Genomic DNA, 21436 nt, shown 5'->3' on the forward strand with positions numbered 1-21436 from the left:
ATGCCTTGGATTGTGGCTATGGGTAGCTGATTGCAAGCGCAGTTTGTCGAATGCACTCACTTCCTGGAGCCCATTCGACAAACAGACATTTCATGCGTTCTTTTCAAAGAATGCTGAATCCGACTTCGGTCGGCGTTCCGTCTTTAGACGGCGAGCACGTTAAGTCGTGATCGTGTCGGGTGCGTTAAGCCCGATGTTAATCGCAGTTTGCCCTGGCAAATTGTCTGCAATTCATCCCACTTCGGGCGACCATCGCCCGACTGGGCGCTGTTCATTCGAAGTGTTTTCTTAAATTTTCAAAGGGGAACTTCAATGAACTTTATTTTCGGCATCATCCTACTGGCTATGTTTATCCTCGCCTTGCGGGTGATTTGGGCAACAGCATTGCAACTGCTGGGCGCATTGAAACATGCGTCTCAAACGTTTCACAGCTTTCGTGCAAAGCGCCTAGCTCGAAACCGATTACCGGTGATCTTGCCCCAAATCCGTCATGAAGTGGATTGGTTGGCGATGTCAGATTCGGTGCGTCAGGAAATTCATAGTCGCAATCGTGAAACGAATCGCGAGCTGGATCGCTTGGAACTCCAATATCAAGCCAAACAGAAAACGATCAAACTCTACGAGGCGGATATTGAAATCGCCAAACTAGAGCGGGATTTATTGAAAATCAAACCGACTATCGTCTCGGCGGAAACCGAGGATAAACCCCGTCGGCGGTCTAAAAAAGTGGGCGATTCAGCCCTGGTGGACGACAAATCCGCTAAGACTGCCCAACAGGTATTTCAATTGAGGGAAGCGCTGAAAGGTAATGCCAACGCACCGGCTAATCAGCAAGCCCGCCATTGAATACTCGTAGCGTGATTCCGGTTCCTGTATTTATGCTGCGAACCGGAATCTCGCGTTGGTTGGATTCATCAGCAAACACCCAGCTACCTTCGGGCAATAACGACAACAGGTCGTTCTGGGTTTCCCGACGTATTTGGCGAATTTTGTTTAGAAACGGCCAGGCTTGTTCAGGATCGTCAACCCGATTGAGCACGTCGGCTTCCAAAACATCCAATTTTTGGAAAATTTGTTGGCAATGTCGAACGACTTTTAGTGGTTCGTCGACAGGAATAGCCATCGGTTTTTTCGTTGGAATCAGCTCCTCTGTCCGCTTCGGACTGAGGAAGTCAAAAATGCGCAAAATATCGTCAATCATGGCTTTTTCTCTGCTTTTTAATGAGTTTTAGCCACCATATACCGATTTTTACGCGAATTCAACCCCGCTGAACGAGCCGTTTTTCGGCTTTAATCAGCGTTATTTACCTGCAGGAACGTCATCCTGCCGGGTGATCGTTCCTGCGATTTTTTGGAGGCAATGACCATGTCATCAACATTAGAAAATGGCGTTAGCCATTCGCATTCTGAAATTGAAGGTGTTCGGTATTTGAATCAGTACCGCTGCCCTTACTGCAAAACCGAATGGGCGGATGTATGGGATAGCGGCTGTAACGATCGCTGCCCGGACTGTAACAAGGAGATCGAGCCTTATGAAAGCGCATTGATCGAGGGTGAATCGGCGGAAACCGACTCGCCAGTCCAAGAACCAGCCTTAGCCAATGCCACGCCGGAAGGCATGAATCGACTATTCGTAGTGTCCTACGAGATCGACTATGTCCATCGCGTGTCGGTAGGCATCACCGCGGAGTGTCCCGAATCGGCACAACAGATTGCCGAACAGGCATTCAATGACGCCACCATTTGGGATGACACCGCCGCCATACCGTTATTGTCGGATGAATACCTTGAGTCGGGCGATGAAAGCTTGGTATGGGAATGCGTGGCCGTTGAACAGCTGCCGGCACCGGATCATTCGGTACGGCAATTGAAGAAAGAACAAGCGGCCATGCGGGTTTGCCGGGGATTGGTTGAAGCCTATCAACAAGGTGAAGCCGGCGGCGGCAGTATCGATTGGGACGATTTGGATCAGTTAATCCCTCTGGCATTGCAAGCCTTGGGAAAAACAGCGCTCGAAATCAAATCCTAAACAAATAGCGCGCGTTGTTCAGACGCGTAATTCGTAAAAGCCTGAGTTAGCCAAGTCATTCGATGCGGCGCTCATTTTTTTCCACCAAAACGGGAATGTCCTATTCCCGCTGGGGATTCGTGATGTTTCCGTTTTTTCATTGAGGACAACATCATGACACAAATCTTTGAACACACATTCGGCACCGGGCATTGCATCCAATATCAGCGTTTGGCCTCCGGCACCTGTTATCACGCCGACACACCGGAATCGGTGGTCGAGCTGTTGGAACAGCTTCGGCATAGCCGGCGCAAAATTCGGCTGTATTACGGCGATCCAACAACCGGTCAGTCCTGGCTCGATGAACATGATGTCATCGGCTGGATTGGCCGCTCGACCGGCACGATCAAAGTGCCGTTGTTGATCGAACCCGGTGATATCGGCGGTCCGGCATTACTGGATCACTGCATAGTCCGTGTCGACAGTCCCCGCCAGGTGCTTTACCAACACGACGACTTTCGGGTTGGCACGGTGGAACTGGTCAGAGGTGAGCTTAACCGCTTGCCCTGGGAAATCTGGATCGACGGCAGCGTGCATGCCCGGTTCAAAGTAAAAACTGAAGCCCGTCAGTACCAGGACTTCATTCAAGGTAAGCGGTTCGCGTTGATCTGACGCGCCGTTTTCATTTTTGACACTCGGTTAAGCCGAGATTTTCACTCTACCCCTGCGGGATGATTCTATCCCAAAGGGGTTGAATCGGTCGCCAGGGGCTCTTTGGAGAATACCATGACAGACCCCTATCAATATTACCCAACGCCAGAAGCACTGAGCCGTAAAGCTTGGGCGTTGTTCAAGAACCAGCAATTCGCGCGGGTATTAGAGCCTTCAGCAGGCGAAGGACACTTGCTTCGTCCAGGGCCATACCAGTACGGTAAACGTTTGCCGATCGATTGCATTGAAATCGATATCCGCAAACACGCGGTTCTGCGCGATGAAGGCTATCCGGTGGTGGGGATGGATTTTCTGCAGTTTCAAAGCGGCAGTGTCTATTCGCACATCATCATGAATCCGCCGTTTTCCGAAGGCGCCAAACACGTGTTGAAGGCTTGGGAGATCTTGTTTGACGGTGAAATCGTCGCCATTCTCAATGCCGAAACTGTGCGCAATCCGTTTTCGAAAGAACGCCAGTTGTTATTACGGTTGATCGAGCAGCACGGCGAGGTCGAGTTTCTGCAAGAAATGTTCGCCGGCGAGGATGCCGAACGCAAAACGCCAGTCGACGTGGCCCTGGTCTGGTTGAAAAAAACTTCGACGTTCGAACAGGACATCCTCGGCAATATTCTGGACGATTTGCGCCAGGATAGGCGGGAGGCCGACGATTTAGTGGGCGAGTTTCAACTGCCACATGAGTTGGCCTTGCCGAATGCCTTCATCGATAACGCGGTGTTGATGTTCAATGCAGCGGTCGAAGCAGCGCGACAGGGCGTGGTCAGTGAAGCCCGTGCCAGCCGCTATCGGTCCATGCTGGGTAAAACGCTCGGCGAACTAAGCGGTGGAGGTATCGGCAGTGAAGACGACTCGTCATCGGATGCGGTGAAGCGGATGCTGTTCAAACGCTATCACGATCTGAAGAATCGGGCCTGGGCCAGCATTTTACGCTCTACGCAGGTGACGTCGCGCTTGTCAACGACGGCGCAGAAACGCTTGGAGTCGGATTTTGAAACGGTCAAGTCCTTGGAATTTACCGTGCCGAATATCTACGGCTTTTTGCAGGGCATCATCGATCAGCAAGGTGAAATTCAACTGAGCATGGTGTGCGATGTGTTTGATTTGATCACCCGCTATTACAGCGATAACGCGGTGTTTTACATGGGCTGGAAATCCAATGATAAACATCGCACGCTGGGCATGCGGATCAAAACCACGCGCTTCATTCTGCCGGGCCATGGCTCGAGTTCTTACCAGAACGGTCTGAATTGGGAGTCGGAACGGCTATTAGCGGATTTCGACAAGGTGTTTGCCTTGCTCGATGGCAAGACCGAAGCGGAAGTGAGTTTGGTGTCGGTGTTTCGGCAGCATTTTCGAGAGCTTCGGAACGGAGAATGGATCGGTGGAAGTTATTTTGACGTTCGCTATTATCCGGGCGTTGGCACCATCCACTTTTTTCCGAAAAGTAAAACCCTGATCGACCGGATGAACCGGTGGGTTGGTCGCCAGCGCCGCTGGTTACCGCCTGTGGATACGCAAGCCGGACAAGGTTTCTGGCAGCAGTTCGAACAAGCGGAACGCTTCGATAAGGCGTTTCATGCCGAAGTGAAAAAGCAATCCAAACTGGAGGGTCGGAATTACCGTTTCAATCCCTATTGGGCCATCAACCACGGCGGCGCGTCGGAACGGGAACAAGGCCAGCGTCTGTTAACCCAGGCGATGAGCAGCGTGTTGGCCAGCCGAGGCATCGATCCCGACAGCTTGTTGGATAACGATCAAGGCTGTGTCCGACAATTGGACTGGGATGGTCTGCCTGACAGTAATTTGGCCTTAGCTTCATAGCCAGGGCACAAAACCTCAAGCAATACGCTTACATAATCACTGGTCAACCCAGTATCACCCGCCTTGGGGAGATGAACAGTTCTCCCCAAGGGGGTAGTCTGTTTCATGTTCTCGGGGCTTTTTTTATACCCGGATATAACACATGAAAACACAAACTAACGAAGTCGCGATGAAAGTGAACCAAGCCAACTTGGTCAAAAGTCTACGCTTCAGTTTCACCAACAAAACCACGGTGCTCGGCGAGCTCATCCAAAATGCTCGCCGGGCCCATGCCGCCATGGTGGTGATTAACTATTGTTCTGAAACCAAAACGCTACAGGTTTTGGATGATGGCTGCGGCATCGACTCGATTGCAACACTACTGACAGTCGCCGAATCCGGTTGGGATGCAGACGTGGTTGCCCATGACCATCCGTTTGGAATCGGAGTGCGACGTGAAGTCGCATAAGTAACTGTTTCGGCCGCTTCGGCGGCAATGAAACCTGCCATTCCCTTGGCAGTAGCCTACCGCCACATGCGGTTCTGGTAACAGAGCGGTGTGAAGCTGGCGGGACAATGAAACCCATCCTCGATATGAGGTAAACCAATCCCGCGAGGGGGAAGTGTATCTGCGAGCACAACGCGGAAGGGGGCTAGGCTTGGTGGTACGGTTAACATATGTGAACTGTTGATAAACTCCGTGACGAACATAAGCCAAATGTGCTGATAGGCTTTAAACCAAAATGGTATGTGGCTGGTTGATCTGTTTCCGATTCAGATCACAGGGACATCAAGCCATCGGAGAAAAGACAGAACCTAACCCACTGTTGTTACTTATGCGGAACACGGTAAACCCGACTCTTCGCCAGCGATGGCAAGCCGACCGCAAGGAAGGCTGATGGAGGGCGGGCATAGGATGGCGGAAAAAGCGAATGCTGCCCTGTAATGGGGTAGATAGGGATTGAGCTGCAAGGCAACATCATCCCGACCGGCAACGGTGCAGACTTCCGCTTGGTCTCTCGTCACGAGAGAGGTTTTAGAACCTTACTAAAAGGAGGAAAAGCAAATGAACGTCGTTACATCAGCGTGTGCAGCCTCCGGCTTTGAAATTGACTGGCACAATATCAATTGGGGCCAGTGCCATCAACAAGTCAGGAGGCTGCAATCGCGTATCGTGAAGGCAATACAGGAAGGTCGCTGGGGCAAGGTGAAGGCCTTGCAATGGCTGCTGACCCACTCGTTTAGCGGCAAGGCCATTGCCGTCAAGCGGGTGACTGAAAACAAAGGCAAGAAAACTTCGGGTGTGGATGGGGAAATCTGGTCAACTCCGAAGGCCAAATCTCGGGCGGTGTCATCTCTCAGAAGACGCGGTTACCAACCGTTTCCGCTGAGACGGGTCTATATTCCAAAGAGTAACGGGAAAAAAAGGCCGCTGGGTATCCCGACGATGAAGGACCGGGCTATGCAAGCGCTATATCGGCTTGCCCTGGATCCCGTCTCGGAAACCACGGCTGATCCGAATTCTTATGGATTTAGGCCTGAACGATCCACGGCGGATGCAAGAGAGCAATGCTTCACGGTATTGAGTCGTGCGTATGCTCCGCAATGGATTTTAGAGGGTGACATCAAAGGCTGTTTTGACAATATCAGTCACCAATGGATGCTTGAAAATATCCCCATGGATAAATCGATACTCCAAAAGTGGTTGAAGGCCGGATACGTCTACCAAAATAAGCTCTTCCCAACGGAAGCGGGTACCCCGCAAGGCGGTATTATTTCGCCGACGTTGTCCAACATGACTCTGGATGGGCTAGAAACCTTGTTAATGAACAGATTCGCCTTATCGAATAGAACTTGGCGGTTTAGTCATGGCATGGCAGCAAGGCATCAGGTCAACTTGGTTCGGTATGCGGATGATTTTATCATTACCAGTAGATCGAAAGAATTACTGGAAAGTGAAATCAAGCCCATGGTTGAAAACTTCCTGCATGAGCGCGGCCTACTGCTCTCGGCGGAAAAAACCAAAATCACGCATATCGACGAAGGCTTTGATTTTCTCGGATGGAATGTACGCAAGTACAAAGGGAAATTGCTCATCAAGCCAGCAAAGAAAAATGTGAAGGCTTTTCTGGATGAAATCCGAGCAACGGTAAAGGCTAATAATCAAGCAAAGCAGATAAATCTGATAAGACTCCTGAATCCAAAAATCAGAGGTTGGGCGAATTATCACAAAGCTGCGGTCGCAAAGGTTATCTTTTCCAAGGTAGACAATGAGATTTGGAAATTGTTATGGCGATGGGCAGTGCGCAGACATCCGAAAAAGAGTGGCGTATGGATTAGGCGAAAATATTTCAGTCCAAACGGCAGTCGCGGCTGGGGGTTTAATGCAGCCTTCTTGGCATCAGACGGAAAACCGAAGCGAATGACACTGGTTAAGGCCACTGATACCGCTATTCGGCGACACGACAAAATCAAGAAGGACGCCAATCCCTATGATCCGAAATGGGAACCCTATTTTGAAGGCCGACTTGGTCTAAAGATGAAAGGTAGCCCGAAAGGAAAAAGGCAGCTGCTGATATTGTGGCTGGAACAGGCGGGAAAATGTTCCATTTGTAGCCAGCGGATTACGAAGGAAACGGGATGGCGAATCCATCATATCCTCTCAAAATCCAAAGGCGGCAAGGACAATCTATCCAATCTGACCCTAATTCATCCCAACTGTCTGTATAAAACCAAACCTAACACCGATAAGTAAGCTGTGTCACCGGTTTCCGTAAGGAAGCTTTGTAGAGGCTTGAGCCGGATGAAGGGAAACTGTCATGTCCGGTTCTTAGGGGAGGAAGCAGCAGCAATGCTGTTTCCTTACCCGACTTTTTATCGGCACTGTTTGCCTGTCGGAAAATCAGCGTCATTAGTAAAAGTGGCTCGATTGACGTCGAAACCGACCACATTTTGGCATTTAAGCCGGTGACGATCACACCAGTCCAAGATTGGAACGGCATCACACTACCTTGCAGGATGTGGATATGGACATGAGGCAAATTACCACGACTCTAAAGCGTTTGGTACTCGGTTTCCCCATTCCAGTGCTGTTCAACGATCAATTACTTGAACGCTCATGCGCGCTGGATTGCGGATTGACCTTTGTGGAAACCGAGATTGGCGCAATCTATCTGCATGGTATGGACCAACCCAATGGGGCGCAATATGAGTTCGATATTTATCTGCAAGGTTTGCCCATTTATTCTTCGCATAGCTACACATCGCATCGCCATATTATTCATCTGGACTCTTCTCGTTTTCACGCCCGCTTGCCGGATCGTGACAAATTGGTGGATGAAGCAGATGTCATCAAACTGGTTAAAGCCGTTCTGGCGCAAACCATCGAACAGCGGCTTATCCAGATGAAAGCCACTCAGTCTGCGGAAGATTTCGTAGGTTTTTATGAAATACTGCGGCATTGGGAGCTGTTGAAGCTACTCAACGATGTGCCAGTAGTACCGCCAGAAGCCTTGCGCGAAATCATTGCTTATCCAGTTTGCGATACCGAAGTTTTTGGTAGCTTTGAGCAGCGACCGGAAAAAGCCATGACTCGTGCAGACATAGCGGCTCGCGGCATCGTCTCGATTGATGATGACATCAAGCAAGACGGCGCAGGGCGTTATTTGTTTGCCTGGGGCCGGGATTATTTGCTTTACCACGGTACGTTGGATAACGGGCATTGGATTCATACATTAATTCGGCATCTCAATGATGAAGAGCTGGTGATTGAAACGGTCAATGAAACCCATCAGGCTCAATTCCAAGGTGATTGGTGTTGGATCGACGTGCGGTTTTGCGAGGCTTACCAAATCCGGCTTGGGCGGGATGTTGTTGAAATCAGGGATCATGCCTGCTACCAAGGGCAGGAAAACGCCGATGACATCATCGTACCCAAAGGCGATTGCTCGGCTCAGGTGTTGCAACAAATGGCCAGCTTCAGAAGCGAATACGAGGAATTTCAGGAATCGACCTTTGAAAGCGATTCTGATGCTTTCGTTGCTTTTGTGGTGGCCAATACCGCCAGCGATCCAGCTAATGCTATGCAACGCTTGTTACCGGATTTTTGCGGCTGTCCTGCGCTGTACGGCAAAACCTTCGTGGTAGAGTTGGATCAGCAAGGCAAACCGGCTTCGGTGATGGCATATCCAGCGGCTAAATCCGTTCAAGCGCAAACACTTGTAGCTGATATAGGTAGCTAAGTCTCTTTTATATACGAGCGCATTATCCAGCCGGATAATGCGCTCGTTTTCATCACCGCAAATGAAATCACGCTAAAGTTCCATTCATGAATAGTGATAAGAAACCACTAGCGTCCGGTTAAAAGAGCCTCTAAAATGCGGTTAGCCTTATGTAGCAAGGGTTTCAAAGGACTAAAAGCTGTCTCCAACTTGAAGGAAAAACCAATCTTCATGCAGTCTGCTGGTTTTTTAACCGGTGGAGAGCGCGATGTACATTGGCAAAACTTTGTTCGCCCAAATCATGGACGTTTTGCCATGGAAAACCTTTCATCGCATCGTGACCCGTTACGATGGCGATTACCGAATCCGAACACTCAGTGGCGCCGAGCAGTTTCGGATTCTGGCTTTCGCGCAACTGACCTATCGGGAAAGTCTGCGTGACATCGAAGCCTGGTTGTCGGCTCAATCCAATAAGCTTTATCACATGGGCATCCGCACTACGGTTTCTCGCTCGACACTGGCCGACGCCAATGCCAACCGTGATTGGCGCATCTATGCCGAATTTGCTCAGCGTTTGATCGCGCAAGCGCGGAAACTCTACGCCAGCGAGGACTTAGGGCTAGACTTGAGCAATACCGTTTATGCACTGGATTCGACCACGATTGATCTGTGTCTGTCCGTGTTTCCCAGGGCCCAGTTTCGCATCACCAAGGCGGCGGTCAAATTGCATACCTTGCTGGATTTGCGCGGCAGTATTCCAAGCTTTATCCCTATCTCGGACGGCAAAATGCATGACGTCAAGGCGCTCGACTTGCTGATACCCGAACCGGGAGCTATTTATGTGATGGATCGCGGCTATGTCGATTTCGCAAGATTGTATGTCTTGCATTTGGCCGGTGCGTTCTTCGTGACGCGAGCCAAATCCAATCTGGATGCCCATCGCATTTATTCAACCCCAACCGACCGTCACCTCGGTATCATCTGCGACCAAACTATCGCACTCGATGGCTTCTATACCCAAAAAGACTATCCACAACACTTGCGCCGTATTCGATTTAAAGACCCGGAAACCGGCAAGACGCGGGTCTTTCTAACCAACAACTTTACCTTACCATCGCTAACGATTTGCACGCTCTATAAAAGCCGATGGCAGGTCGAATTATTCTTCAAATGGATCAAACAACATCTTCGTATAAAGTGTTTCTATGGCACCTCGGAAAATGCCGTCAAATCCCAAATCTGGATCGCCGTCTCGGTTTATGTCCTGATCGCCATCATCAAAAAACAACTCAATCTGGATGCTTCTCTCTACACTTTGTTACAGATTTTTTCGATCACTTTGTTCGGGAAAATCCCCATTCAACAGGCTTTACAGGGCATCGAATACATATCCGATCAAAATGCCCATGCTAAACAATTGAATCTATTCGATTCTTAGCCGGACACTAGTGATGTCTTGGTGGTGATGACGCATTCTATCCTTATCCGAGGGTTGACATCCGAGGCTGAATTTCATCAGTTCTTGAACATAAACTCGCTATCGTCTGTTGATTGGCTCGTTTTTAAGAATCTCATATTGTGCCACAGAACTAATCCTAATGAGACCGTTTACCAAAAAGCCTCAGTTTCGGGTAATGCTAACCTCCGCTTGTGAATTAGTCCGAACGCTGAAACCAGTCCAATTGTTGATGGAGTGTAACTACCGAACCGACAATAATCAGCGTCGGCGGCGTCATCTCGGCCTGTTCCACACGACTGGGCATATCCGCTAGTGTTCCGGTTAAAACCCGCTGGTTTCGGGTTGTGCCTTCCTGAATGACGGCAATGGGGTGATTGGCCGGACAACCGTACTCGATCAGCGATCGGCAGATGATTCCCAATCCAGCCAGTCCCATATAAATCACAATGGTTTGATGGGGACGAGATAATTGCTGCCAGTCGAGATTGATACTGCCGTCATTTAAGTGGCCGGTGACAAATGTGCAGGATTGAGCATGATCGCGATGGGTCAGCGGAATGCCCGCATAGCTGGCACAGCCTGCCGCTGCAGTAATGCCAGGCACAACCTGAAAGCTGATCCCTAGTTGTATAAAGGACTCGATTTCTTCACCCCCACGACCAAAGATAAAAGGATCGCCGCCCTTTAACCGAGCTACCCGTTTGCCGGCCAAAGCTAAATCAATTAACAGTTGATTAATCGACTCCTGCGGTAGGCTATGGTTATCCCTCTGTTTGCCGACATAGATTTTCTCGGCGTCTCGTCGGGCCATATCGAGCACTTCTATAGAAACCAGCCGGTCATAAACAATAACGTCTGCCTGCTGCAGCAGACGCAAGGCTTTAAACGTTAATAAATCGGGGTCGCCAGGACCGGCACCTATTAGATACACTTCACCCTGATTTGCTGTAGGGTCAGCCTGCTGCAGCTGCGACCGCAGCAGTTCTTCCGCTTCGCTCTGCTTGCCTACAAAAACTAATTCAGCCACAGGCCCTTGTAAAATCTTTTCCCAGAAAACTCTACGCAGACTCGGTTGCGGAATGCGTTGTTTGACCAATAATTTGAATTTTTCAGCCAATTGCACCAACAGGCCAAACGATGCCGGAATGGAACTTTCCACCCTGGCGCGCAAAAGTCGCGTTAATACGGGCGATACACCACTTGAGGATATGGCAATAAGTAGGGGCGAACGATCAATAATGGCCGGGAATATAAAGGAGCATAACGCCGGATCATCAACCACATTTACGGGGATTTTTCGCTGATTCGCCAGCTTGGAGACCTCTATATTCGTGGAGCGGCAATTGGTAGCGGAAACCACGAGTCCCATGCCGTCGATATCCTCATGCGTAAACACTTTTTGGCGGATAACGATTTGATTTGACTGTTGCATAGCAGCTACCGCGTTACCAATATCCAAAGCAACGACGACGATGTTCGCTCCAGCTCGGACCAGTAATTCAATTTTTCGCGCCGCAATTTCGCCAGCGCCTACCACCAAACACGTTTGGCCTTTAACTTTTAAGAAAAGAGGAAAATAATCCATAACCCTTTGTTTTACTGCTATGGAACCGAGCAAGTACTTTGATGATAAATCAGCGCTTCGACAGGTCGACCGCCCACCAAATGCTCATCAATGATGCGCTGTAAATTGGTTTCATTGACGTTGTAATACCAGACGCCATCGGGCTGTACACACATGATGGGACCGGATTTGCAGGTGGCAAAACAGTGGGTGCGGGTGCGCTTAACCCTGAGTTCGCCTTTGTCGATGCCGGCCGCTTTGAACTTCTCGCCCAGGGTTTCGAATAAGGCCTGCGCTTCGCCATTTTCGGTGCAGCGGGGGCCGGTACACACCAGCAAGTGGCGTTTGTAGTCACCCATTTTGGGTTTTTCCGGCATGGGGATGGTGTTATCAGTCATGGTGGGTTGGTTCCAGAACAGTTGGGACGCTAAATTGCGCTCGGTCATTGCGGTAGTGTTGTAGGGCTGAGCTGTCGAATCCTGCTTCGTCAGCGACTAACCATAAGTTGAATAAGGCGTCGCCGTGTTGATCGAGTACCTGAATGCCATAGGTTTGATCATCACGGCTGACAAACCAAATCTGCTGCGTTTTGCGCCAGTCGATGTGCAAATGAAAGGCGTCGTTGACGATACTCACCCAGCCGTTTTTGCTTTGCAAATCAGCGGCGTTGATCAACAATTCCGCCACGACACCCGCTTCGCTGCGCACCACGGCGCGTAATTTGCCCCAGCCCTGGAGTGACACAAGTAAACGTTCATGACTGTCTGGGGTTGCACGTTGCGCGCAGAATAAACCGGCTTGATCGCCCGGCGTGGACTGGCTGACGGCGTCGAGAATGTCCGCCAGCGGTTGCGCGAAGTATGCTGCCGCCTGTTGCAATGTCACCTTGGGCGTGTCGCGCAAATATTGCCGCACACAAGCTTTCCAGCCTTCCAATCCCATGCTCAGCGAACGCCCCGCCTGTTCGCCTGCGCGGGTTTCGCCGGTCATGGCGTCATATTTATTGGCATAGCCGCGCGGCGTCACCATCAACCCTGCACGGACGAAGGTGCTGCTGTTGCCAACCAAGACCGTTGTCAACATACCAATATCGCAATCGGCCATCTCCGCCAAGCGAACCATCTGAATGTGTTGCCGAGCACGATAACCGGATTTAACGATGGCAACCGGCGTGTCCGGGCTACGATGACGCAGCAATATAGTTTGCGCTTCGACGATATGCTGCGTGCGGCGACCACTTTTCGGGTTATACAAGGCCACCACGAAATCCCCGCGCGCCGCGCTTTCCAGGCGGCGGGCGATCACCGGCCAAGGCGTCAACAAGTCGGACAGCGAGATCGAACAAAAATCATGGGTCAGCGGCGCCCCGACCAGGGATGCGCAACTCGACAACGCGGTACTACCGGGCACCACTTCCACCTGAATCGGATCATCCGGCGTCCAACCACTGTCCAGCAGCAGTTCATAAGTGGGTCCGGCCATGCCGTAAACGCCGATGTCGCCGGACGACACCATAGCGACGATTTTGCCCTGCTTGGCATGTTCATACGCTTCGATACTACGATCGAGTTCTTCGGTCATGCCTTTTTTGATGACTTCCTTGCCATCGAGCAAGTCTTGCACCAGTTTGATGTAGGTGCTGTAACCAATCACCACGTCGGCTTCCGCAATCGCTTGGCGAGCGCGAGCAGTCATGTGCTCATGCGCGCCGGGGCCGATGCCCACCAGTAAAATTTTGCCTGCTTTTGTCATTTAATTCTCGCTATCGAAACGGTGGCGTTCTTGCCGTCCACACCGCAATATTTATGTTTCTCGACCAGTAAATCCGTCAGCTCGGCATTGGCCGCTTTCAGTGCCGCCGCTTCCGCCACCGCCGGTGTACCCATGTATTTCATGACCACCTCGGATGGATTCGGTACCGGGATGGTGGCCAAAGCCTCAGCCGGATAAAAATACAGCGGCCAATCGTATATCTGGGCTAGTTGTAACAAGGCTGCTTCATCATTTTTTTTGTCGATGCTGGCCAAACCGGCTACCGTAGATACATCGAGCCCGCAACGCCACAAGGCCTGGGCCAAGGCTTGCCGCAAGGTATCCAGGCTGGCATTGCGGTCGCAACCCATGCCAATCATGACTTTCATACGCTTACGCTTGATCCCTGGGCGGCCTATACACCACCAGTCGCTCAGCCAGTTGTTGCCAAACAGTCGGATCGATGGCCCGGTGTGTAACCCATAAAACCGACCGGTATTGTTCGGTATCAACGTCCTCGAAACGCTGGAACAGATGAATATTGGCCGGTAACGGCGATGGCCGCGTCCACCAATTTGAGCTGCCGGCTTCCTGCACGAAGGCAATCGGCAGTTGATTGACCACGTCCGCCGACACACGCGTGATGTTGACCTTAGGGGCTTCCACTTGCCAGCCCAGTTCACGGCCCAAGATATCCACCGGAATGGTTTTGCCCACGTCCGATGCGGTGGTCAGTACCGGCGTGGCATTTAGCAACGCGGCGACTTTTTCGGCATAAGCATTGGCACCGCCGACATGGCCGGATAGCACCGGGATCACGAATTCGGCGGCATCGTCGATCACCAGCACACCGGGATCTACATCCTTGGATTTAAGATGCGGCGCAATCAGCCGTACCACCGCACCCAGCGACACCAGAAAAATAATTTGGTCGTAGGATGCGAACAACTCGCCGAGTTGCGCGCTCAACGCCCCCTGATACACGCAACGCGGATTGGCAAAATCACCCAAATGTTCGGATTGCTTCTCCGACACCACCACCTCCGCTTCGGGGAGTTGTGGTGCCAGGCGAGTGGCAATCCCGGCGCCGTGTTTGGTAATCGCCACCAGGGCGACACGCACTTCATTCATCGATTGAGTCCTTTTTCTTGCGGCAACCGCGCTGCATTTCGCTGCGCTGACGGCCTGGGTTTTTGATGATAAGTAACGACAGATAATTGACCTTTTGCCCCTCGAGGCTGGCGATGTCGTGCACCATGCGTTCTTCCGGCGCCCCGGCTTTTTCCACGAACCAGCCATGAGCCAGCAAATCGCGACGGCGCAGCAAATCGATAATATCGTCCAGCAGCGGTTTGACCTTGAGCAACACCAAGGTATCGAAGTCGCTCAGCATGCGCTCGATCTGCGCGATACCATATCCCGCCGGTACTATGGCGATGGTGTCATCGACATCCGCCAACGGTTCGCCACTGCGCGCCGCAGCGGCATGAAATGACGACACCCCCGGCACTACTTCGACTGTCACTTCCGGCTGTAAGGCACGAACACTGCGTTGCAAATGGCCGAAAGTGGAATAGGTTGATGCATCGCCCTCCACCAGAAACAACACATCCTCGCCGCGTTGTAATATTGCCAACACGGTTTGTGCTGCATCCAGCCAGTAACGGGCCAGAATCTCGGCATCGTGAGTCATCGGAAAATGCAGCTCGCTATGTTCGGCAGGCAGTTCCAGGCCGGCGCGCAAGGCTATGTCCAAGGCATAACTGTCGCTGTTTTTCTTGCGCACCGGATAAGTCCAATGGCCCGGACCGGTCAGTAAATCCCAGGCTCGCCGGGTCATCAGGCCAGGATCGCCTGGGCCAAGGGAAACGCCGTAGAGGGTGCCGAGTTTAGTGTTCATCTTGACCGCAGGTTTTAGGCTGTAAAGGATGGGTGGCCGATACGATCCACACTGGATTTTCGGCCTGCATGCGATGCATGGACAGAATCGGGCTACTACGGGAAGCTTGAATCTGACAAACGTCCCAGCCTGCGCCTAGCTGTTTCAGGGTCTCGACGGCGGTGGACAGGTTTTCCAGCGTGACGAAATTCATCACTAGCCAACCCGCCGGGCGCAAACGCCCTAAACACAAGGCAATCAATTCCGCCAATTCGCCGCCGGAACCGCCGACGAATACCGCATCCGGATCGGGCCAAGTGTCGAGAAATTGCGGAGCCTTGCCATGCACGAAGCTGTAATTGCTGATGCCCCAGGCGGCTTGATTCTGTTCGACATTGGCGATGTCGTCGGCGTTTTTTTCGATGGCAAATACATGCCCGTCCGGACACAAGCGCGCGGCCTCCAGCCCTACCGAGCCGGAGCCGGCACCGATGTCCCAGACAATACTGCTTCTTGTCAGCTGCATGCGGGCTAGCGATACAGCCCTCACTTCGCGTTTAGTGATCAGGCCTTTTTCCGGCTTGCGCTGCTGAAAGCTGTCGTCGCTGACACCAAATAGCACCGGTGCGGGCACAGACGCTTTGCGTTTCAGAATGACGACGTTGGGATCTCGATAGCTGTTTTGGGCCACCTCAGCGATGGTCAGCCAGGCGCTGACGCGCTGTTCCGCTTGCTTTAGGGCTTCGGCAATCGCCATTTCGAACACATCGGCCAAGCCTTCGATTTGCAATAAGCGGGCGATACGCGCCGGGGTGTTGTCCGGGCTGGTCAATATCGCCAGCAAATCGTGTTGGCGGCAGCGCTGAGCCAATTCGTACAAGCCATGCTCCGGCGTGGCCCCGCGCAGCCATTCACCGGCATCCTTACTGTGGATCGAAACGATAGTGGCGGCTTGCCAAGATAATTTCAACTCGGCAAAGGCCAATTGCAGGGTGCTCAGATTGGGCAGGATACTCACACGGCTGGATTCCAGTTTGCCGGCCAGAAACCCGGCGATGCCGTGACACAAGGGGTCACCAGTAGCCAGTACCGCGACCGCTTCATTTTGTGCCAACGCGGCATTGATCCAGTCCGGCACTTGTTTGATTTGCCCGGTTAAGTCGTAGTGTCTGGCTTCAATGATGTCATCAGCCAGCGTTGCCAGCAGACGGCTACCGGCAATGACATGTTTGGCTTCGCGTAATACCTGCAAGGCCTCCTGGCTCAGGCTGGCGACGCCGTTGTCGAGTACGCCGATAAAACTGCACATCGCTTGCATGATCAATTCCTTCCGGCTTCGGCCAGTTTGTTGCCATCGAAATCACACACCAGAACACTGATGTGAAAACGGCCGGGATAACGGTTTTCCAAGGTGGCGATGACTCGGTTAGCCAGTTCGACATGAAATTCGTATTCCAACCCCAACTCGGCCATGCATTCGGAGGCGTAGCGAGCGGTTTCTTGAGCAGCGATGGCGTCGCACACATCGTCCGGCGCACCGATGCTACGGGCAATATCAGCGACCAGTTCAACGTCGACCGGTGCACGACCGGCATGAGTAATGGTCTCGCCCTGGGCCATTTTGGTCAGCTTGCCGACCATGCCGCCGATGATGATGTTTTGAATGCCGCAACGAGCGGCGGCGTCCAGTGCGGGTGTTAGAAAGTCGCCCATTTGCACGAAACAGCTTTCATCCAGCTCGGGCAATTCGCGCATCACGAATTTCTCGGTGCGGCCGCCGGTGGTCAGCACCACGCTAGCCTGCCCCTGATTGGCCGCAACTTCCACGCCTTGCACCACGCTAGCCCGAAACGCCGCCGTGGAATACGGATGCACGATCCCGGTCGTACCTAGAATCGAAATACCGCCGATAATGCCCAAACGATAATTCAGGGTTTTTTTCGCCATCTCTTCGCCGCCCGGCACCGAGATCGTTACCTGTAGACCTCGGGTTTTTAGCGCTTCGGCGGCGATCAGACGGATGTTATCCTCGATATTTTTACGCGGAACCGGATTGATGGCCGGACCGCCGACCGCCAGCCCCAAACCGGGCCGAGTGATCAGGCCTATGCCTGCGCCGCCTTGCAATACGACAGTGTCCGGTTGTTCTATCCACATCACATCCGCCGTCAGCCGAGCGCGATGGGTGCAGTCCGGATCGTCGCCGGCGTCTTTTTCGATGACAGCATGTGCTCGGTCGTTCTGTACGAAGCTTTCTTCGACTTTGAATGCCACGTCTTGCCCATTGGGCAGCACGCAGTCGATAGTGTCCGGCACGCGCCCATTCAGCAAACCCTGCACTGCCGCCCGTGCCGCTGCCGCCGAACAGGCGCCGGTGGTGTAACCCTTGCGGGTACCTTTGGGTTTGCGTTCCGGCATTGCCATGCTATCAGCCGTTTTTCTGCCGGGTTTCCGCCAAGCTCAACAAGGCATGAATCGCCGCGACGACCAAGGTCGAGCCGCCCTTACGTCCACGGGTGATGATCCATGGCACATCGGCTAATTCGGCGAGTAAATCCTTGGATTCCGCTGCAGAGACAAAACCGACTGGCATCCCGACGATCAGTGCCGGCTTGACGCCTTCTTCTTTGATCATCCGCAACACTTCCAACAGCGCGGTCGGTGCGTTGCCAACTGAGACGATACCGCAGGCGATTAAACCCAGGCGCTGCGCTTTACGCATGGCTTGTACCGCGCGGGTACTGTTGACCTGTTTGGCGGCGGCTATGACATCCGCATCGGCGATGAACTGGCGGGCGCTGATGCCAAAATGCGCCAGGCGCGGCTTCGATAAGCCGACGCAAATCATTTCCACGTCGGCAACGATAGGCGCACCATTTAAAATGGCTTGAATACCATCTTCGATTGCATGCGCGGAAAACTCGGTCAGGCCATTGAATTCAAAATCCGCAGTGGCGTGGATCATGCGACGCACCACTTGCCATTGCCCATCGGAATAATGGTGCTCGCCGACTTCGCGGTCGACGATGGCAAAGGAATCGTGTTCGATTTGTTGCCCAGCCTGAGTCAGTTGTTCGGTTTGAATGTTGTGGCTCATGGCTAATCAATGATGGTGGTGATGTTCGGCTTGCTCGCGATACTGACAGCCGTCGCATTCCAGCATTTTCGGCGCGAGCGGGTCCCAGGCTTCGGTAACCCGTTGATCCAGCAATTTAAAAATGGCCGGATCAAAACCAAAATACGTACCGGCACCGAAGACAATCTGCGGATATTGGCTTTGCAAGCGTTCGATTTGTTTGCCGATGCGCTCGATCAGCAAGCCGGTAAACAGGTAATAGGGCAAAATCGCAATCTGCGTCATGCCCAGTCGTACTTGACGTTGCACAGCGGTTTCCAAACGCGGATGGGTAATACCGGTGAAGGCAATGTCGACGAGTTCATGCTCGGTAGCTTCAAACAGCCAACGCCCCAGTTTTGCTAGTTCGCCGTTGGCGACTTTGTCGGAGGAGCCGCGGCCTAAAATGATCACGCCGGTAGTTTTCGGGTCGGGCATGGCCAAAGATTTGAGTGCCGTTTTGAGCTGTTTTTGCAGAATGGCCAGCAAGGTTTCATTGCTTCCTAGATGTGGCGCGTAGATGAATTCGACCGCCGGAAAATTTTCGCGGGCCTCCTCGATATGCTCGGGAATTTCCATCTTCACATGCCCGGCGGCGCTGATGATCAGCGGCACGACTATCACGCGGCTAGATCCTTGCGCGGCGCGGCTCAATCCTTCTTCCAACAGCACCTCGGCGAGTTCGATATAGCACAACTCAATGCGCCAGTCAGGGTGTTGCGCCTGCCATTGTTGTTGAAATTCGCGAATTTCATCATTGCCGGCCTGATTGCGCGAACCGTGGCCGACCAAGAGAACTGTGGTTGTCATGCTTATTCCTTAGGCTGAGGCCGCTCGGCGCGGCGAAAACGATGGGTAAAACCGGCATCATAAAGTTTGGATTTTTTTAACGATGGCCAGTGCCGCGCGCCCAAGGTGGGGCTGATGACGATCATGGCCTGACTGTTGATTTTGGCGGCTCGGCAGCGTTCGCGAATATCAGCCAGGGTGCCGCGAATAATCTGTTGTTCGCTCGGCCAGCTGGCCTTATGAACCACCAATACCGGGGAATCATCAGCCCAGTTGGCGGCTTTTAATTCGCGTTCGATCAAGGGCAACAAGGTGATCGATAAAAACAGGCACAGCGTGGTGTGATGGCTGGCCAGTTCTTGCAAGGATTCACCGTCCGGCATCGGCGTGCGGCCTTCAACACGGGTAAGAATCACGGTCTGCGTGACTTCGGGTAAGGTCAGGCTTTCGACTGCGCAAGCCATCGCAGCAAACGCCGACGAGACGCCCGGCACTACTTCGACGGCAATGTTGGCCGCATCCAGTGGTTGCACCATTTCAATCAATGCACCGTACAAGCCAGGGTCGCCGGTTTGCAGGCGAATGACGGTTTTGCCCGGACCGGCTTGTTCGGTCAGCCAGTTGGTAATCTGCTCCAAAGTCATGTCTTTGGAATCTTTGATCACGCAAGTGCTTGGGGCCCATTGCGTCGCTGCGGCCTGTACCAGAGAGCCTGCGAACAAAATGGCATCCGCTTTGGCAATTAAGTCGCGACCTTTGACAGTGATTAAATCAGGATCACCGGGACCTGCGCCGACAAACCACACTTTAGGTTGAATGCTCATAGAAAAAATCCAGCCGCGACCTGGGGGTTGAACGGAAAGTAGGTGTGCAGATAAGACGCTTGCAACGAACCCAGCTGATAAAAGTTTTCGTTACGGCGACGATTGCGTTGGGGCTTCGATTCGGTGAACGGCTGCAGTGTGGTTTCCAGTTGCGAGTGATGAAAGCTATGCCCGCGAATTTCACCTTGTTCCAACTGCACGCTGTGCATGCCAAGATTGACCAGCCGTTTTTGCATCTGCGCGCTAGCGGGTAGTAATCCTGCCATCGCTGCCGCATTGCCGTCTTTATCGGCCAAACGTTCCAGCAAATATAAAAAACCGCCACATTCGGCGTAAATCGGTTTACCGGCTTGATGATGTTGCTGCAAGGCTTGTTTCATGGCGACATTGTCGGCCAATGTTTGGAGATGTAGTTCCGGGTAACCGCCGGGCAAATAAACACTGTCTGCCTCGGGTAATACGTGGTCTGCGAGCGGCGAGAAAAACGTCAGTTCAGCGCCCATGGCTTGCAAACAATCCAGATTTGCTTGATAGATAAACGAAAATGCGGCATCGCGAGCTACCGCGATACGCTTACCAGTCAGCAATTTCGGCGGCGGATCGGTAGTAATCGGCGCGAAGGTGACCGGCTCCGGCAATCGGCACGGCGCAAGACTGCCGAGCAATTCGGCGGCTCGCGCCAGGCGAAGATCGAGATCGCCGATTTCGTCGGCCTGCAACAAACCCAGATGTCGCGAAGGTAAGCCGACCGCGTCGTCTTTCGCCATCGCCACCAGCAAAGGCATGTTATTCGGCAACGCTTCTTCTAGCAGTTTGGCATGACTAGGACTGCCGACTTTGTTGGCGATGACCCCGGCAAACGGTAAGTTGGCACGGTAATGGGCTAAGCCATAAGCTACTGCGGCAAAAGTTTGTGCCATGCCGCCCGCATCGATGACAACGGCCACAGGCACGTCTAGTGTTTGTGCCAAATCGGCGCTGCTGCTATCGCCGTCGAACAAGCCCATGGCACCTTCAATCAAGATAACGTCAGCGTCGGCGGCGGCGTTATAAAGCATCTCACGGCAATGCGCTTCGCCCATCATCCATAAATCCAGCTGATAAACCGGTTGTCCGCAAGCAAAGCTCAAGATTTGCGGATCGATAAAATCCGGGCCGGTTTTGAACACGCGTACCTTTCGGTTTTGCTGGCGATGGTAATAGGCCAAAGCTGCAGTTATGGTGGTTTTGCCTTGCCCGGAGGCAGGGGCGCTGATCAATATCGCCGGGCAATGGCGTGTTGCGGTAGCATTCATCA

At 52.6% G+C, this 21436-nt stretch carries 21 protein-coding genes; 8 read left to right on the forward strand and 13 right to left on the reverse strand.

Features of this window, described 5'->3' with window-relative positions:
- The first annotated feature begins 312 nt into the window (after window positions 1-312).
- Window positions 313-846, forward strand: coding sequence for a hypothetical protein (locus tag G006_RS0103705; RefSeq protein WP_020481817.1), 534 nt, complete (start codon window positions 313-315; stop codon window positions 844-846).
- On the opposite strand, the gene G006_RS0103710 is transcribed toward G006_RS0103705, so the two are convergent.
- Window positions 824-1201: a hypothetical protein gene (locus tag G006_RS0103710; protein ID WP_020481818.1), complete on the reverse strand. Its 378-nt coding sequence runs from the start codon at window positions 1199-1201 to the stop codon at window positions 824-826. The two genes, G006_RS0103705 and G006_RS0103710, sit on opposite strands and share 23 nt — an antisense overlap.
- Before the next feature lie 165 nt (window positions 1202-1366).
- Between G006_RS0103710 and G006_RS26880 the strand changes: the two genes are divergently transcribed.
- The 7 genes from G006_RS26880 (at window position 1367) to G006_RS0103745 (ending at window position 10195) form a co-directional block, all read left to right on the forward strand.
- Window positions 1367-2029 (forward strand): hypothetical protein, encoded by a 663-nt coding sequence (locus G006_RS26880; RefSeq protein WP_020481819.1) that lies wholly within the window; start codon window positions 1367-1369, stop codon window positions 2027-2029.
- 153 nt (window positions 2030-2182) lie between these two features.
- Window positions 2183-2680, forward strand: coding sequence for a hypothetical protein (locus G006_RS0103720; RefSeq protein ID WP_020481820.1), 498 nt, complete (start codon window positions 2183-2185; stop codon window positions 2678-2680).
- 114 nt (window positions 2681-2794) lie between these two features.
- Window positions 2795-4558 carry a DUF4942 domain-containing protein gene (locus G006_RS0103725; RefSeq protein ID WP_020481821.1) on the forward strand — a complete coding sequence of 588 codons (1764 nt, stop codon included), beginning with the start codon at window positions 2795-2797 and terminating at the stop codon, window positions 4556-4558.
- A 142-nt stretch (window positions 4559-4700) separates the two neighbouring features.
- Complete coding sequence (locus tag G006_RS0103730) at window positions 4701-5006, forward strand: sensor histidine kinase (protein WP_020481822.1); 306 nt, start codon at window positions 4701-4703, stop codon at window positions 5004-5006.
- Window positions 5007-5603: 597 nt separating this feature from the next.
- Complete coding sequence (gene ltrA, locus G006_RS0103735) at window positions 5604-7292, forward strand: group II intron reverse transcriptase/maturase (RefSeq protein WP_020481823.1); 1689 nt, start codon at window positions 5604-5606, stop codon at window positions 7290-7292.
- Between the two features lie 235 nt (window positions 7293-7527).
- Window positions 7528-8778: a hypothetical protein gene (locus tag G006_RS0103740; RefSeq protein WP_160167655.1), complete on the forward strand. Its 1251-nt coding sequence runs from the start codon at window positions 7528-7530 to the stop codon at window positions 8776-8778.
- 247 nt (window positions 8779-9025) lie between these two features.
- Complete coding sequence (locus G006_RS0103745; RefSeq protein WP_020481825.1) at window positions 9026-10195, forward strand: IS4 family transposase; 1170 nt, start codon at window positions 9026-9028, stop codon at window positions 10193-10195.
- A 217-nt stretch (window positions 10196-10412) separates the two neighbouring features.
- Here the strand turns inward: G006_RS0103745 and cysG are convergent, their stop codons facing one another.
- The 12 genes from cysG to G006_RS0103805 are packed head-to-tail and all read right to left on the reverse strand — an operon-like array spanning window position 10413 to window position 21434.
- The gene (gene cysG / locus G006_RS0103750) at window positions 10413-11801 is read right to left on the reverse strand and encodes a siroheme synthase CysG (protein WP_020481826.1); all 1389 of its coding nucleotides are present in this window, start codon (window positions 11799-11801) and stop codon (window positions 10413-10415) included.
- A gap of 17 nt (window positions 11802-11818) precedes the next feature.
- Complete coding sequence (locus tag G006_RS0103755) at window positions 11819-12178, reverse strand: (2Fe-2S) ferredoxin domain-containing protein (RefSeq protein WP_020481827.1); 360 nt, start codon at window positions 12176-12178, stop codon at window positions 11819-11821.
- Entirely contained in the window at window positions 12171-13532 is a 1362-nt protein-coding gene (cobJ, locus tag G006_RS0103760) for a precorrin-3B C(17)-methyltransferase (protein ID WP_020481828.1), read from the reverse strand. Before cobJ ends, G006_RS0103755 begins: the two co-directional genes overlap by 8 nt.
- Complete coding sequence (locus G006_RS0103765) at window positions 13529-13921, reverse strand: cobalamin biosynthesis protein (RefSeq protein ID WP_020481829.1); 393 nt, start codon at window positions 13919-13921, stop codon at window positions 13529-13531. The genes cobJ and G006_RS0103765 overlap by 4 nt, the downstream gene beginning before the upstream one ends.
- A 4-nt stretch (window positions 13922-13925) precedes the next feature.
- Window positions 13926-14663, reverse strand: coding sequence for a cobalamin biosynthesis central domain-containing protein (locus G006_RS0103770; RefSeq protein ID WP_020481830.1), 738 nt, complete (start codon window positions 14661-14663; stop codon window positions 13926-13928).
- On the reverse strand, window positions 14656-15432 hold the full coding sequence (gene cobI, locus G006_RS0103775; RefSeq protein ID WP_026146827.1) for a precorrin-2 C(20)-methyltransferase: 777 nt from the start codon (window positions 15430-15432) through the stop codon (window positions 14656-14658). Before cobI ends, G006_RS0103770 begins: the two co-directional genes overlap by 8 nt.
- A complete protein-coding gene (locus tag G006_RS0103780) occupies window positions 15422-16729 on the reverse strand; it encodes a bifunctional cobalt-precorrin-7 (C(5))-methyltransferase/cobalt-precorrin-6B (C(15))-methyltransferase (protein ID WP_020481832.1) in 1308 nt (435 codons plus the stop codon). The genes cobI and G006_RS0103780 overlap by 11 nt, the downstream gene beginning before the upstream one ends.
- Window positions 16730-16731: 2 nt before the next feature.
- Window positions 16732-17835: a cobalt-precorrin-5B (C(1))-methyltransferase gene (locus G006_RS0103785; RefSeq protein ID WP_101052988.1), complete on the reverse strand. Its 1104-nt coding sequence runs from the start codon at window positions 17833-17835 to the stop codon at window positions 16732-16734.
- Window positions 17836-17839: 4 nt separating this feature from the next.
- The gene (locus G006_RS0103790; RefSeq protein WP_020481834.1) at window positions 17840-18508 is read right to left on the reverse strand and encodes a precorrin-8X methylmutase; all 669 of its coding nucleotides are present in this window, start codon (window positions 18506-18508) and stop codon (window positions 17840-17842) included.
- 6 nt (window positions 18509-18514) lie between these two features.
- Window positions 18515-19336, reverse strand: a complete 822-nt coding sequence (locus G006_RS0103795; RefSeq protein ID WP_020481835.1) for a sirohydrochlorin chelatase — start codon at window positions 19334-19336, stop codon at window positions 18515-18517.
- 2 nt (window positions 19337-19338) lie between these two features.
- Window positions 19339-20139 carry a precorrin-4 C(11)-methyltransferase gene (gene cobM, locus G006_RS0103800; protein ID WP_020481836.1) on the reverse strand — a complete coding sequence of 267 codons (801 nt, stop codon included), beginning with the start codon at window positions 20137-20139 and terminating at the stop codon, window positions 19339-19341.
- A complete protein-coding gene (locus G006_RS0103805) occupies window positions 20136-21434 on the reverse strand; it encodes a cobyrinate a,c-diamide synthase (protein WP_020481837.1) in 1299 nt (432 codons plus the stop codon). Before G006_RS0103805 ends, cobM begins: the two co-directional genes overlap by 4 nt.
- Window positions 21435-21436 lie beyond the last annotated feature (2 nt).

This window comes from Methylomonas sp. MK1, from assembly GCF_000365425.1.
Classification (GTDB): Bacteria; Pseudomonadota; Gammaproteobacteria; order Methylococcales; family Methylomonadaceae; genus Methylomonas.

Bases quoted from the DNA above. Each gene is read 5' to 3' on its own strand.
- G006_RS0103780 (WP_020481832.1), bottom strand. From the start codon at position 16,729: ATGCAAGCGATGTGCAGTTTTATCGGCGTACTCGACAACGGCGTCGCC.
- cysG (WP_020481826.1), bottom strand. From the start codon at position 11,801: ATGGATTATTTTCCTCTTTTCTTAAAAGTTAAAGGCCAAACGTGTTTG.
- G006_RS0103795 (WP_020481835.1), bottom strand. From the start codon at position 19,336: ATGACAACCACAGTTCTCTTGGTCGGCCACGGTTCGCGCAATCAGGCC.
- G006_RS0103785 (WP_101052988.1), bottom strand. From the start codon at position 17,835: ATGGCAATGCCGGAACGCAAACCCAAAGGTACCCGCAAGGGTTACACC.
- G006_RS0103805 (WP_020481837.1), bottom strand. From the start codon at position 21,434: ATGAATGCTACCGCAACACGCCATTGCCCGGCGATATTGATCAGCGCC.
- G006_RS0103710 (WP_020481818.1), bottom strand. From the start codon at position 1,201: ATGATTGACGATATTTTGCGCATTTTTGACTTCCTCAGTCCGAAGCGG.
- G006_RS0103745 (WP_020481825.1), top strand. From the start codon at position 9,026: ATGTACATTGGCAAAACTTTGTTCGCCCAAATCATGGACGTTTTGCCA.
- G006_RS0103720 (WP_020481820.1), top strand. From the start codon at position 2,183: ATGACACAAATCTTTGAACACACATTCGGCACCGGGCATTGCATCCAA.
- G006_RS0103790 (WP_020481834.1), bottom strand. From the start codon at position 18,508: ATGAGCCACAACATTCAAACCGAACAACTGACTCAGGCTGGGCAACAA.
- cobI (WP_026146827.1), bottom strand. From the start codon at position 15,432: ATGAACACTAAACTCGGCACCCTCTACGGCGTTTCCCTTGGCCCAGGC.
- ltrA (WP_020481823.1), top strand. From the start codon at position 5,604: ATGAACGTCGTTACATCAGCGTGTGCAGCCTCCGGCTTTGAAATTGAC.
- G006_RS0103755 (WP_020481827.1), bottom strand. From the start codon at position 12,178: ATGACTGATAACACCATCCCCATGCCGGAAAAACCCAAAATGGGTGAC.
- G006_RS26880 (WP_020481819.1), top strand. From the start codon at position 1,367: ATGTCATCAACATTAGAAAATGGCGTTAGCCATTCGCATTCTGAAATT.
- cobJ (WP_020481828.1), bottom strand. From the start codon at position 13,532: ATGACAAAAGCAGGCAAAATTTTACTGGTGGGCATCGGCCCCGGCGCG.
- cobM (WP_020481836.1), bottom strand. From the start codon at position 20,139: ATGAGCATTCAACCTAAAGTGTGGTTTGTCGGCGCAGGTCCCGGTGAT.
- G006_RS0103770 (WP_020481830.1), bottom strand. From the start codon at position 14,663: ATGAATGAAGTGCGTGTCGCCCTGGTGGCGATTACCAAACACGGCGCC.
- G006_RS0103765 (WP_020481829.1), bottom strand. From the start codon at position 13,921: ATGAAAGTCATGATTGGCATGGGTTGCGACCGCAATGCCAGCCTGGAT.
- G006_RS0103730 (WP_020481822.1), top strand. From the start codon at position 4,701: ATGAAAACACAAACTAACGAAGTCGCGATGAAAGTGAACCAAGCCAAC.
- G006_RS0103705 (WP_020481817.1), top strand. From the start codon at position 313: ATGAACTTTATTTTCGGCATCATCCTACTGGCTATGTTTATCCTCGCC.
- G006_RS0103725 (WP_020481821.1), top strand. From the start codon at position 2,795: ATGACAGACCCCTATCAATATTACCCAACGCCAGAAGCACTGAGCCGT.